This is a genomic window from Chelativorans xinjiangensis (assembly GCF_009812055.1).
In the GTDB taxonomy this organism is placed as follows: domain Bacteria; phylum Pseudomonadota; class Alphaproteobacteria; order Rhizobiales; family Rhizobiaceae; genus Chelativorans; species Chelativorans xinjiangense.
The window spans coordinates 46,895-59,786 of the sequence record NZ_WQNH01000006.1; the positions used below are offsets into that span (position 1 = coordinate 46,895).

Annotated in this window: 10 protein-coding genes; 1 reads left to right on the forward strand and 9 read right to left on the reverse strand. The window is 62.2% G+C overall.

All coding sequences use genetic code 11. The annotated features are described in order from the left end of the window. Nucleotides 1-289: 289 nt before the first annotated feature. The 6 genes from GM910_RS06375 to GM910_RS06400 form a co-directional block, all read right to left on the reverse strand. Nucleotides 290-1,975 (reverse strand): carboxylesterase/lipase family protein, encoded by a 1,686-nt coding sequence (locus GM910_RS06375; RefSeq protein WP_246225877.1) that lies wholly within the window; start codon nucleotides 1,973-1,975, stop codon nucleotides 290-292. A 244-nt stretch (nucleotides 1,976-2,219) separates the two neighbouring features. Continuing rightward, on the reverse strand, nucleotides 2,220-3,899 hold the full coding sequence (locus GM910_RS06380; RefSeq protein ID WP_159586679.1) for a carboxylesterase/lipase family protein: 1,680 nt from the start codon (nucleotides 3,897-3,899) through the stop codon (nucleotides 2,220-2,222). Nucleotides 3,900-4,001: 102 nt separating this feature from the next. After that, a complete protein-coding gene (locus GM910_RS06385) occupies nucleotides 4,002-4,745 on the reverse strand; it encodes a transporter substrate-binding domain-containing protein (protein WP_159586680.1) in 744 nt (247 codons plus the stop codon). Between the two features lie 25 nt (nucleotides 4,746-4,770). After that, entirely contained in the window at nucleotides 4,771-5,511 is a 741-nt protein-coding gene (locus tag GM910_RS06390; RefSeq protein ID WP_159586681.1) for a hypothetical protein, read from the reverse strand. A 35-nt stretch (nucleotides 5,512-5,546) separates the two neighbouring features. Then, nucleotides 5,547-6,746 carry an NAD(P)/FAD-dependent oxidoreductase gene (locus GM910_RS06395; protein WP_246225878.1) on the reverse strand — a complete coding sequence of 400 codons (1,200 nt, stop codon included), beginning with the start codon at nucleotides 6,744-6,746 and terminating at the stop codon, nucleotides 5,547-5,549. 26 nt (nucleotides 6,747-6,772) lie between these two features. After that, the gene (locus GM910_RS06400) at nucleotides 6,773-6,976 is read right to left on the reverse strand and encodes a rubredoxin (RefSeq protein WP_159586683.1); all 204 of its coding nucleotides are present in this window, start codon (nucleotides 6,974-6,976) and stop codon (nucleotides 6,773-6,775) included. A gap of 121 nt (nucleotides 6,977-7,097) precedes the next feature. On the opposite strand from GM910_RS06400, the gene GM910_RS06405 reads away from it, so the two are divergent. Next, a complete protein-coding gene (locus GM910_RS06405; protein WP_159586684.1) occupies nucleotides 7,098-8,000 on the forward strand; it encodes a LysR family transcriptional regulator in 903 nt (300 codons plus the stop codon). An 8-nt stretch (nucleotides 8,001-8,008) separates the two neighbouring features. On the opposite strand, the gene GM910_RS06410 is transcribed toward GM910_RS06405, so the two are convergent. The 3 genes from GM910_RS06410 to GM910_RS06420 form a co-directional block, all read right to left on the reverse strand. Further along, nucleotides 8,009-9,691: a thiamine pyrophosphate-binding protein gene (locus GM910_RS06410; protein ID WP_159586685.1), complete on the reverse strand. Its 1,683-nt coding sequence runs from the start codon at nucleotides 9,689-9,691 to the stop codon at nucleotides 8,009-8,011. Nucleotides 9,692-9,717: 26 nt separating this feature from the next. After that, nucleotides 9,718-11,733: a tripartite tricarboxylate transporter permease gene (locus GM910_RS06415; protein ID WP_159586686.1), complete on the reverse strand. Its 2,016-nt coding sequence runs from the start codon at nucleotides 11,731-11,733 to the stop codon at nucleotides 9,718-9,720. 82 nt (nucleotides 11,734-11,815) lie between these two features. After that, a complete protein-coding gene (locus tag GM910_RS06420) occupies nucleotides 11,816-12,844 on the reverse strand; it encodes a Bug family tripartite tricarboxylate transporter substrate binding protein (RefSeq protein WP_159586687.1) in 1,029 nt (342 codons plus the stop codon). Nucleotides 12,845-12,892 lie beyond the last annotated feature (48 nt).

A 12,892-nucleotide genomic window follows, 5' to 3' on the forward strand; every position in this document is an offset into this window, starting at 1 on the left:
TCGCGGTAGCGACGGTCTTTGCATACGATTTCGGACAGCTCTTGTTCCGACACCACCTCGGGAGGGGCGGTTAAGCAGCGCCATCAAAGACCTTTTCGCCTGCGGAAATGACATGCACTCCGTTCTCGGCAGTGAATATCCTGGCGCGGATGCCCAACTCGGCCAGGGTATGACCTTCGGGTAGGTCGTAGCCAACACGCTCTCGGAGACAGACTGACCCCGAGGATTTCTCCCCGGGGTCCTTAACAACTGCGTGAACAGCACGGCGCGACCAGGTTGAATGATAGACCTAGCGGTCGAGGTCGGCCTCCGACAGCTCTTCGGCGGCCATCACAGCCGCACGGTTGAGCGCATCGCGCGTCGGATAGGGCGTTTCCTGAGAGGGATAGGCATAACCCTGGTGGAAGCGCATGAAGTCCCCTCCGCTAACCTGCGGCCAGTAAGGGAGATCACCACCATTCGGGTCCCCCATCTTCACGAAGTTCGCGACATAGGTGCTGATGACATCCGCCATGCGATAATCAGCCTCGGTCCACGGCCGGTCGCCACGCCCCTCGCGGATCGAGTCGAAAAAGTACCAGAGGTCCGAGGAGTGATAGGCGCCATAGAATTCCGAGTTCCGTCCCGGCGGAAAGTGGTTGAAGTAGTAGACATAGACGTTGCTGTCCGGGTTGTATTTCTTGGTGACCTCTGCAGAAACAAGCTGGTTCTGGAATCGCAGGTCGGCCTCGGCCCGGAGCGCGGTGCGGTAGGCGTCGGTGGGATCCGAGTATTTGTAGACGTTCTTCCAGTCCTCGCTGTAGCCCTTGGCCTGCATCTCCTTGGCGAAGTCCCCGTCGGTCATGGTTCCATCGGGATCTCCTGCCGTCGAGGTACGCTCGTCCGAGACCGAACCGACTAGGATATCCTTCCCGTTCAGCGAGTTCCTTCTGAACAAGTTCACCGACTCGTCGGTAAAGACCACTCCGTCGATGGTCTTCGAAGGTCGCGCGATACCGCCGCCGACCAGCGCGGTATAGAGGTTCTCATCGCTGTCGGGCGCGGTGCCGGTCGCGAAGTCCTCGGCGGGAATCGCCCGAAGGTCGGCCAGCGTCATCGGCCGGCCGAACACTTTTTCAAGGCTGGCCGACACCGTCTCCAGCCTTCTTTCGATCGACCAGTAGGGCGCGGGGAGAAGGCCGCTACTGTTGCTCTGAATGATCGCACGGTCGAACAGGTCTGCGGCCAGCGGAGATTTCAACAGACCTACAGTATTGCCCGCCCCTGCGGACTGCCCGCCAACCGTTACACGGGTCGGGTCTCCCCCAAAGCCGGTGATGTTGTCCTGCACCCACTCGAGCGCCTTGATGAGGTCGAGCATCGCCCAGTTGCCGTTCGCTCCCATGGGATCTTCCTGGCCGAGCTCATCCATTGCCAAGAATCCGAAGATGCCGAGACGGTACTGCACCGAGATGACGATGATCCCCTTCTCGGCCAGTTTCGTCGCCCAGAACTCCATCTCCGAGCCATAGCCGTGATCGTTGCCGCCACCATGAATCCAGACATAGACTGGCAGGTTGTCGTCGGTGTCTCGTGCCGGCGTGAAGAGATTGAGGTACAGGCCGTCCTCGCTGACATCCGGATTGAATTCCGGATCATAGTAGAACTCGTCGTACCAGAAGCTCCCCTCTTCGAAGAGATTGGGCTTTTGCATCGACTGGTTCGGCCAGGTGTCCGCTGTCTTCACACCTTCCCACGGTTCGACCGGTTGCGGTGCCCGGAAGCGGTTCTGTCCGGCAGTGGTGGCGGCATAAGGGATTCCCTTGAAGACTTGGACACCCTCGGTGTCCGTTGGAACCCCCTGCACCCTACCGCCTTCGATCTCAACCACATCGATCGGCGCTGCCAGTGCCGAACTCGCCCCCAGTATCGTGCAGGCCGTTAGTAGGCTGATCAACCTTCGACTTACATGATCGCCCTTCATATGCGTTCTCATTGCAGTCTCCTCGAAGCGCCCCCGTCTCGGGGCGTATCGCCGGACCTCCTCCGGCGGGATGGGCGGTCTGGAGCCGCCCCTCTGGGCCCCTTCTTGCAGCCTCGCGCAGGAGGAGCCTTCGTTCCGGCGAGAACCGCTGGGAATCCTTTCGCTCATCGCTCATTTCGGTATGTCGGCCCCGGCAGGCACTGCCGACCGCAAGAGCACATTCACGGCCGCGGGAGAGATCCCCCGCAGCCGCCGCTCAGTTGGCGATGTCCTCTTCGGTCAGGCCATTGGCCTCCATGATGATGCGGCGGTTATATCGGTCGCGAGAGGGGTAAGGCGTCTCGTTTACGAGATAGGCATAACCCTGGTGGAACCGCATGAACTGGCCGCCGGACTCAGGCGTTGTCTGCCCCCATTCCGGAAGCCGCTCGCCGTTGGGATTGCCCGTCTTGATGAAGTTGGCGAGATAGTTGGTGGCCAGGTCGCGCATCCGGTAGTCGGGATCAGTCCACTTCCGCTGGCCCTCCTCATCGCGCAGCGACGCGTTGAAGTAGTAGAGGTCCGCGGCATGGTAGGCGCCGTGGAAGCCTTCATTGCGGCCCGGAGGGGCGTGGTCCCAGTAGAAGGTCCAGACATCGAGATCCTGATTGTGCGCCTTGGCGTATTCGGACGAAATCTTGATGCTGGCGAAGATCTTGTCCGCCGTTGAGCGCCGGCTCAGCCGATAGGCGTCAAGATCGGTGTCGGGCCGATAGTGCTTGGCATACTCGTCGTCATAATGACCGTATTTGCCGTAGCTGCGGGGCGCCCTCATCGTCCTGTCGAACTCCTCGGGCGTCAGGGTTCCCTCCGGATCGCCGCCGAGACCGGTATATTCGTCGGCGGTACTGCCGATCATGATATCGAGACCCTGAAGCGCACCGGGGCGCATCAGGTCGTAAGACTCTTCGGTGATGACGATGCCGTCGATATTGTAGAACTGCGACCGCGCGGTCGCATCGTTCATGACGCGCGCAAGCGACTGCTGCCCGCCCTTCCAGGGCTCCAGATATTCCTCGGCGGTGATCGCGCGCAGCTCTGCGAGCGTCACGCCACGCCCGAAAATCTTGTCGACTGCTTCCTTATTTTGCTTCAGCTTCTCTTCCGCGCGGACATACTTGCCCGGCAGAAAACCGGTGAATCCGCTGGAGATGAAGGCACGGTCGAAATATTCGCGCGCCCGGGGCGTGCGCAGCAAGGCTGTGACGTTCTCGGCACCGGCCGACTGGCCGCCGATCGTCACGGTCTCCGGATCGCCGCCGAACCCGGCGATATTGTCATCGATCCACTCGAGCGCCTTGACCAGGTCGAGCAGGCCGTAATTGCCGGCGACGCCCTCGGGATTTTCCTCGGCCATTTCCGGAAGCGCCATGAACCCGAACGCACCGAGACGGTACTGCACCGAAACGACGACAATGCCCTTGGCCGCCAATTCGGCGGCATAGATGTCGCGTTCGGAGTTTGCGCCGGTGCGATTGGCACCGCCGTGAATGAGCATATAGACGGGTAGCTTGGCGTTGGCCGATTGAGCCGGCGTGAACACGTTCAGATTGAGACCGTTTTCGCTGACCGGCGGCTCATCCGGATCGCCGTCGGTATCCTGCAAGGCGCGGTCGCCCCATTTGTCGGCAACCATCACCCCTTTCCAGGGCTCCACAGGCATTGGCGGCTTCCAGCGGTTCTCGTCGCCGACCAGGGCAGCAAAGGGAATGCCCTTGAAGACCTGCACATTCTGTGTGTCGCTCGGCACGCCTTTGACGAGCCCGCCTTCCACCTTCACCACGTCCACTGGATTATTCCCCGCACCGGCAGCGGATTGTGCCAAGGATGCAAGCGGGGTGTTCGCCAGACCGTACAGGCTAAGGAACAGCAGTGCGCCGCGCAGAGCTTTGATCATCTTCCACCCTCCTCCAATCTACCGCGGACAGTCCCCTGCCCGCTCCTCCAAAAACTCTGGGCCGCTCTGGCCGCGCCGGAGCCAAGCCCTCCCTGCCGGGCCTCAGGCCGGCGGCACGACCACGTCAGCGTGACCGTTGCGGACCAGCGTGTCCTTGACAAAGCCGGAGGCTTTCATTTCCTTCACGAAGGAATGCACGTATTGGGCGGCGATCTGCCTTTTCACCCTCACGCCCATCGCCTGCGGGATCGTCATGAAAGCTTCCGACATCACCTGAAAATCCGAGTGGGAGTCGGCCACCTTCTGCATGGCCTGCCGGACACCCGCGAGCCCATCGATCTCCCCGCCCTCAAACGCCGCGATTGCTTCGCCCAGGCTCAGAAAGCGGATGAGCTGGCCGCCCTTGCCTGTCCGCGATAGGTGCAGCTCGTAGGCGCTGCCTCTGACGGCGCCGATCTTTACCTGCAGGCGGTCGACATCGCCTGGCGTTTTGGCCGGCGAATCCTTGCGGACGAGAAAGGCCCCTTCGATAAGGACGTAGGGATCGCTGAAGGCGATTGTCTCTGCCCTCTTGGGATCGATCGCCAGGAAGCAGATATCCCATTCATCGAGGCCGACACTTTCCGACACCGCCGCCGCCTTGTCGTAGTGCCGGAAATGAACCGGAATTTCGAGGCGTCGGCCCAGCTCGCGCGCCAGCTCGACGGTAATGCCGCTGGGATTGTCGTCGGTCTCTCCGCGACGGACGAGGACGACGTTGCCGTGATTGAGCGCACAGCGCAGGGTACCGGACGGCGCAAGGTCCCGGCGCACTTCTTCCAGATCGGACTCCTGATCAGGCGTCATTTACAGGCCCTCCCGAAAGCCGAGATCAGATCGATTTCATCCAGTCATCCTCACGGGGAAACTGCGTGATCATGACTTCGAGCCCGCCCTCGCCGGCCAAGAGGATCGGCGCCTCATCCGAGGAGCGCACGAAGACGAGCGAGTAAGGCTCGTGGGATTTGCCCTCGAGCAGCAGACTGCCGTTGAGCACAATGAGATACTGTCCCCCGGCTTCACTCGGATCAGACGACTGGGCGGCCATGTTGGGGCCGAGGCGGATGATCTTCACGTTCATGCCGTCATCGCCCGGCTGTTCTTCGATAACGGTATCGACGGAAACGCTGTCCCGGTTGCGCAGCACGGGATCGATGGAGAGCGCGACCGCCTCGGACACGCGATGCCGCCTCTTCGTCGGCTTCAGCTTTTCCCGAACGTTCGGCGTGCTGAGATACACCAGCCCCGCATCTGTCTTGCTGCGAAGCGTCAGGTACGAGAGCCCCTGAGCGCTGGCGATCAGCGGGCCGTAGCCCGTGTGATGGTCGGCGTAGTGCACAGTGACGAGCTGGACTTGGTTGCGGCCGATGGTTCCGCTGCCGGCGATGAAGACCTGGAACTGATCGACGATATGGAAATGGGAATCGAGCTTCTGGTGGGCGTTGAGGTCCAGGCGGAACGCCTGCGGATCGGGAGTAGCGATATCCGAGTTCTTGCCGAAGAGATTGATCTTCCAGGATTGCCCGCGGCGGAACCGGCCGGGTTCCTTCTCCGTGTAAGAAGCGGCCTGCATTGAATTCCTCCTTGTCGCATTGCCCGCCCATTACTTCAGTGGTGATGGGACGGCGGAAATTCCCAATCCAGCTCGGCGGTGAGACGGTCGCTGTCCGTGCCGATCAGCTGGTAGAGCTGCATGAATTGCCGCGGTGCGTTGATGGTCTGGACGGCAACGAGCCGGTCGTCCTGAAAGCCAAGCACGGAGAACGCACCGCTCTCGGGCGCCTTGAGGACGAACTCCTTCGTCGCGCCGTGGACGTCTCCGGCCATTTGCAGGTTCATTGCGCCTTGGTGGGTCCAGTAGCGGGGGATCCCCAATGCCGGCACCGGCCGGCCCGCGATCGCCGCGGCAACCCGTTTCGCCTGATCCTGCCCGGGATTCACGGCTTCGCACCGAATATGACGCCCTTTGTCGGGGTCGAACCATGCGGCACAATCACCAATTGCATAGACAGCGGGATCGACCGTGCGGCCTTGCTCCGAAGTGAGAATGCCGTCGTCGACCTGCAAGCCGGCCGCCCGCGCGAGCCCGTCATTGGGTGCGATGCCGACGGCCACCACCGTCAGATCCACGTTCAGCGCCTCGCCGCCCTCGAGAAAGACGACGTCGCCCTTCCCGCCAGCTTGCCGCTCGATCGACGCCAGCGTCGTGCCAAGCTTCAGGTCGAGCCCGTTGGCGCAGTGCCGGTCCGCCAAGTAGTTCGAGATCGACCGGCTGACGGAGCGCTGCATGATACGTTCGCCCGCCTCCAACAGGGTAGTGCTGACACCCTTGGCGAGCGCGACAGCTGCCACTTCCAAGCCGATCAGACCGCCACCGACGACCGCCATCGAGCGGGCGGAACCAAGCCGCGCCTTGAGCGCCCGCAGATCATCGAAGTTGCGGAGATAAAGCGCGCGCCGCTCGGGGTCGGCCGCTTCCGGAAGCCTCCGCGGCGAGGCGCCGCAAGCAAGGATCAGCGTCTCGTAGTCATGGCACTGCCCATTGGCGTCGACGACGCAGCGATCCTGCAGGTGAAGCTGCGAGGCCGTCGCGCCGCAAAGGAGCACAAGCCCATTCTTCTCATAGAAGCCTTCGGGCCGCAGCGGCTGCGGAGAGAACACCTCTTCCCGGAGGGCCTCCTTCGAAAGCTGCGGCCGGTGGTAGGGAAGCGCCGGCTCCTGTGCGATGATTTTGATCGCGCCTGCATAACCCTCAGTGCGGAGGGCAGAAGCCGCCGCAACACCGGCATGGGAGCCTCCGACGATCAAGACACTCGACATGGATTTCACCTGGCTCAGCCGACCACCACCATGTCGAACTCGCTCTTACGTGCCCCGCATTCCGGACAGAACCAGTCGTCAGGCACATTCTCCCACCGCGTCCCGGGCGGTATGCCACCGTCGGGATCGCCTTTGGCCTCGTCATACCGAAAGCCGCAGAGCACGCATTCCCATGTTTTGGAGGCGCCGTCCTGCACGACATCTGCTGACGCACTCATCACCAATCCTTGTCCTGGTTGCCTTAATTCGGTTCGAGGCTAATTCAGTGGCTCCCATATCGCCAGACGCTGGTTTAGACTATCAGTCATGCCAAATCGGCATATGCCAGAAGGGGGTGAGATGGATATCCGCCAGCTGAACTATTTCGTGAGGGTTGCGGAGCTCGGAAGCTTCAGCCGCGCTTCGGCCTTCCTGCACGTCGCCCAGCCTGCGCTGAGCCGCCAGATCCGTAACCTAGAACTGGAGCTGAAGGAATCGCTTCTCATCCGCAACGGAAGAGGCGTGGAGCCGACGGAGGCCGGCGAGCGGCTCCTCACCAACGCGCGCGGCATCCTGCGGCTGATGGAGCGAACCTACGAAGACGTCGAGAACGCGCGAACCGGCAAATCCGGAAAAGTGGCGATCGGGATGCCCGCCACGATTTCGATGGCAATTGCCACCGCACTGATCCGGCGGCTGCGCGAGGAACTATCGGACGCCCGCGTCACCCTGGTTCACGGGCGATCGCGCCAGCTGCAGGAATGGGTCCTGTCCGGCAGTCTCGACGGGGCGATCATGTTCGACGCGCCCTCTTCCCCCATGCTCGAGATCGACGAACTCATTCGGGAACAACTGTATCTGGTCGGCCCGGAGTCGGCGTTTGACGATTTAGGGCCCATCTCGCTGGAAGAACTCCCCTCGCTTCCCATGATCATCGCGGTCCGCCCGAACAGCGTGCGGGTTCTGGTGGATTCGGAACTGGCAAGGCTCGGTCAGAAGCTGAACATCGTTTTCGAGCTGGAGCCGCTGGACGCGATGCTGGATCTCGTTCAGGACGGCTACGGCTTCACGGTGGCTTCGCGACGGACGTTGAAGACGAAAGGACGCGGCGAGGGGCTGACCATGCGGAAGATCGTCGGTCCTGAACTGGCACTGCCCGTTCAGATTGTACTGCCTACGCGAAGGCACAACAATCGCCTCCAGGAAGCTGCGTTCCGGATTCTAAAGGAGCTGAGCCTGCAACTCCTCAAGAGCGAGGGTTAGGTGTGCACTCAGTTCGCCGACAGCTTGGTTCGCACTTCCTCGATACGCCGCTGCATCGCGGGAGAGAGAACCTGGTCGGAGATCGGAATATTGACCACCATCGCGCGATCGCCTTTCGCAAAGGCGTCGATGATTTTCGGCAGATCACCCAAGTCGGTGAGCGTATGGCCTTCGAGGCCGAAGCCACGGGCGATCTGTGCCAGGTCAGGTCGGCCGAAAACCGCACCCTCTTCGGTCAACCCATGGGCCCGAAGCTTGTGAATTTCAGAGCCGTAGGCCCCGTCGTTGAGGACGACGACGAGGATCTTCATGCGGCTTCGCCTGATGGTGTCGAGCTCTTGGGAATGCATCAGGAAGCTGCCGTCGCCGTCAAGCAGGACCACCGGCGTATCCGGCCGCGCCGCCGCCACTCCCATGGCGAACGAGGTACCGTTCCCGATCGCACCAAACTCCCGAATGGTGAGGAAGGCGTCCTGAGGGCGCCCCGGCATCTGCGTGGTGAAATAGGAGACATGCCCGGAAGTATTGACCAGTTGCCAATGCCTGGGCAGCGCCGCCTGCAAGGCCTCGACGGCGGAACGCGGATCGTGGGCACCGTCCGGCGAGGGTTGCGGCTCATAATCGCTGAACGGCGCCGCGCGGAACCTCTTCGCAAGCGCATCGCTCCGCCACTCGGCGAGACGTTCAGGCAGTGCGGCATTCAGCGCGTCGAGTGTCATGGTTGCATCAGCCCGCATGAAATAGTCGGCGCAAACCCTGCCCTCGCTCACAGTACGAGCTTCGGTGTTTATCTGAAGCACCTTGGCCTTTGGCCATAGCCTGCCGGCCATCGATGTGTGGAACGCAAGCGATGTGCCGACTGCCACGATAAGATCGGCTTCCGCGTAGACCTGCTTGGCCGCCGGTGCCGCGAGGCCTCCCGCTATACCGGCCGAGAAGGGATCCTCGTGAAAGAGCCCTCGCGCCGGCAGCGTGGTTGCCAGGATCCCGTCGACACGGACCGCCAAGGCACGTGCCGACTGCGCGGCGGCAGGCGCGGCCGCGCCGAGGCCGGCCAGCACGATGACGCGCCGCGCTTCCCCGATCATGCTCGCTGCTACGGCAAGATCGTCGGGGTGGGGCGGCACGGGCTTCGGCGGCGTCCGCACCTTGTAGGACGGCGCGGGCAGGTCGTCGCCTGTCCAGCGGTCCTCCTGCAGGTCCATCGGCACGCCGAGCACCACCGGGCGCCGCTCCTCCTGCGCCTGCAGGAAGGCGTCGCGCGCCTCCATCGCCATCCGCTCGATTGTGTGCAGTGGCCGGTAGGCTGCGCCCGCTGCCTTTACGAACGGCGCCTGGTCGATGCCTTGGTTGTACCAGCCGGACCGCAGCGGTGCTTCCCCGACAAAAACCACGAGCGGCAAGCGCGCATAGACGGCGGCAGGCAGTGCCGTCATCGTCTGCGTGAGACCGGGACCGCAGGTAACGGTTGCCACCCCTACCCGTCCCGATTTGCGGGCATAGGCCATGGAGGCTGCAACGGCGCAATGTTCGTGCCGGACATAAACCATGCGGCAGCCGGCTTCTGCGAGTCGCGCCGCCCATTTCATGTTCGCATCTCCGAGAAGGCCGAAACAGACATCGATCCTCTCGTTGATGAACGCGCGGGCCAGCATGTCGTAAACACGAGGCTGCTGAGAGTTGTCCAGCATGTCAGCGCTCCCTCTAATGGACGTTGTCACACCCCTGGAATCACTCTGGCTTGCGGCAGCAAATCGCGCAGAAGGGTGTGGGGCCACGGGATGTGCAGGATCCGGTCGAATACGAAATACACGAACAGTGTGAGGCACAGGGCATTGGCGATCACCAACGGCCATCGCTCCTTGCCTTCAAGCCGCATATAGGTGGCAACGAACAAGGGAATGGTCACAAATATCCCCGCGGTCGCCATCGAGACGAGGAAAGACAGCAGCCAGCCGAAGAAGACGCCAGCGCGCAGCAGGATCGTCGTACCCGATAAATGACCGCTCTGCGCCACCAGTTCGTAGTACATCTTGGCGCTGCCCGCCCCCACCGGGCGATAGAAGATGTGCCCGGCCAGGCTGAGCGCTCCCAAGGACAACGCGATGCCGCCGGTGATCCTTGGAACGAGCCCCGCCTGGAAATCCCAGGGCGACGCAAGAATTAGCAGGATCGCTACCGCCCCGAGCACCAATACGGAGTAAAGCTGCGACCATTCCCAATTCGGCTTGCCGAGCCCGGCTTTTATGGCCCGTATGCCCCCATGTGCACGATAGTCCTGCCAGAAGGCTCGGGCGAAAGCGAAGAACGCAAGCGCAAAGAGCGCGATCACGAGCGGACGCATCATCCAGTCCATGCCGTAGCGGTCGATGGAAATGAAAAGATAACGCTCGAACATATCGCCGAGAACGAACCCCAGAAGAAGCGGCGGACGCGCCCATTGCAACTGCTTCATGGTCCAGCCGATTACGCCGAAGATGAGCATGGTGTAGACGTCGCCCCAGCTGCGCGACCCCTCGAAGGCTCCGATGAAGATGATCGACAGGACGGTGGGCAGGATGAGCGTGTACCGCAGGGTCGCCAGCTTGGCGAACTGGCCGCTGAACGCATAGCACAGGCCGGCGCCGAGAATGTTGGCGATCGCCACGCTCCAGATCATGCCATAGGTGAAACTGAGGTTCGGCCCGAGCATATCTGGTCCCGGTTGCAGACCGTGGACGAGAAATGCCGAAAGCAGGAGTGCCATTGTCGCCGTGCCCGGCACGCCGAACGCGATGGTGGGAATCAGCGCGCCTCCTTCCTTGGCATTGTTCGCGCTCTCGGAAGCGATGACGCCGCGAATATCTCCCTTGCCGAAAGTTTCGGCCGCGCCGCGGCAGGTCGCGCGCGCATGCGCATAGGCGATCCAGTCGATAATCGCCCCGCCGATACCGGGAATGGCCGCCAGCACGCCGCCGATTGAGCCACAGCGGATCACGAGCCACCAATTCCGCACAGTGTCGGCAAACCCGAGGACCATTCCCCGGCGCACGTTGTACTTGGTCTTGGTTGAGATCGATTCCCGCGTGATCGCCAGGTCGCACAACTCGGGCACCGCAAATAGACCCAGCACCACGGGCAGCAGTGGCAGCCCTTCAAAGAGGTAAAGCGTGTCGAATGTCCACCGCATCGTCCCGGTCTTCGGATCGGCGCCGAACATCGACAGCATCAGCCCGATACAGGCGGCGACAAGCCCACGGAGTGGGCTCTTGCCGGCCATCACCGCCACCATGGAGAGCCCGAAAACCGTGAAAGCCAGTAGCTCGGGCGACTGAACGAAGCGCATCATCGGCCGGAACACCGGAATGGAGACGGCCAGCATGAGGGCGCCGAACAGCCCGCCGAAGAGCGAGGCGCTGTAGGCCGCCGACAGCGCCCTGCCCGCCTCCCCTCTTCGTGCCAGCGGCAGGCCATCGAGCACTGTGGCGGCCGATCCCGCACCGCCGGGCACACCGAAGAGGATTGCGGGTATCGGGTCACCGGTCGCAGTCACCGCCCCAAGCCCGAGCAGAAAGGCGAAGGCCGTGTAGGGATCCATGGAGAAGGTGAACGGCAGGAGAAGCGCCGTGCCGGCTAGCCCCCCTATTCCCGGCAGAATTCCGATCACCAGCCCCAGGACGACACCAGCCGCGAGAACCCCCAGCCGAAAGGGGTCCGCGATCATTGTCAGAGCGGTTAGCGCGGCCTCCAGCATGACGAGGTATTCCCGTTTTGGGTGAGGGAAAGCGGGACGCGCAGGCAATAGGCGGCGCGCCTCGATTGCGATTTCTTGGAGATCAGTCTGCTGGCGGCTTCGACAGTTCGGCGAGCTTGTCGCGCAGCTCTTGCGGCGATTCGTAAGCCTTCTTGTAGACGGCCTCCATCTCCTGATGGCTTACCGGGAACACATCGACATGCTGCGCTTCCGCAGCCTTGATGAACTCCGGATCGGCGTAGGTCGCCTCGAATGCCTTCCGCACCGCATCGACCCGCTCCTGGGGTACCTCTGGCGGGAAGAAGAAGGGAAACCCGACAGCATTGGAGCCATATTTCAGCTCGAGAATCGCGCGCTGCTCGTCGGTCTTGGCAAAGTCCATGAGCGAGGGAACGTCGTCGGGAATACGCGGATATTTTACAGCGCCGGTCTGGTAGAGGATATTGATCTTGCCGTCTCGCAGCCAATCGGCATGGCGGGTCGAAAGCCCCGTCCAGCCTGCGGTCGCGCGGCCCTCGAGTTCGCCATTCTCGACTGCGAGGTCGATTTCCGACGGCCCCGGATAGCCGTTGATCACCCTGTATTTGAACCCGAGGAGGTTTCTCAGCACATAGGCGTCGTTGGTGCTTCCGGTCTGACCGATCCCGCCCACGATCAGCTCGTTCTCGAGCAGGTCCCCGACGGTTTTCACGTCCGAGGTGTGCCACGATATCGCAACATTGGGGAACATGTTCGGGCTGCTCAGCCAGATCAGCTCATCAAGCTTGAACTCCGCCTTCGAGGCATCGCCGAGCAGGATCGGTTCGAACGGGATGGACTCCCGGGTCAGCCCGACCACGGTCCCGTCCCGGTCGGCCTGATTGTACATCCAGTTCGCCTGGACGAGGCCGCCAGCCGCCGGCATGTTCTCGACGATCACATTCGGATTTCCGGGAATGTGCTTCCCGATGTGGTCGGCGATCAGACGCGCATAGGTGTCTCCACCACTTCCTACACGCGTACCAACCACGAAACGCACTGTCTTGCCTGAATAGAATTCCGCCACGGCTGACTCGTCGGCAAAGGCCGTTCCGGCGGCTATTCCAGTGACCGTCAAGGCGGCCGCCAGCACGGCCGATACGGTGAATGGTCCTCTTCTCATTCTCACCTCCCAACACTT

Bases quoted from the DNA above. Each gene is read 5' to 3' on its own strand.
- GM910_RS06405 (WP_159586684.1), top strand. From the start codon at position 7,098: ATGGATATCCGCCAGCTGAACTATTTCGTGAGGGTTGCGGAGCTCGGA.
- GM910_RS06380 (WP_159586679.1), bottom strand. From the start codon at position 3,899: ATGATCAAAGCTCTGCGCGGCGCACTGCTGTTCCTTAGCCTGTACGGT.
- GM910_RS06415 (WP_159586686.1), bottom strand. From the start codon at position 11,733: ATGCTGGAGGCCGCGCTAACCGCTCTGACAATGATCGCGGACCCCTTT.
- GM910_RS06390 (WP_159586681.1), bottom strand. From the start codon at position 5,511: ATGCAGGCCGCTTCTTACACGGAGAAGGAACCCGGCCGGTTCCGCCGC.
- GM910_RS06400 (WP_159586683.1), bottom strand. From the start codon at position 6,976: ATGAGTGCGTCAGCAGATGTCGTGCAGGACGGCGCCTCCAAAACATGG.
- GM910_RS06385 (WP_159586680.1), bottom strand. From the start codon at position 4,745: ATGACGCCTGATCAGGAGTCCGATCTGGAAGAAGTGCGCCGGGACCTT.
- GM910_RS06410 (WP_159586685.1), bottom strand. From the start codon at position 9,691: ATGCTGGACAACTCTCAGCAGCCTCGTGTTTACGACATGCTGGCCCGC.
- GM910_RS06375 (WP_246225877.1), bottom strand. From the start codon at position 1,975: ATGAGAACGCATATGAAGGGCGATCATGTAAGTCGAAGGTTGATCAGC.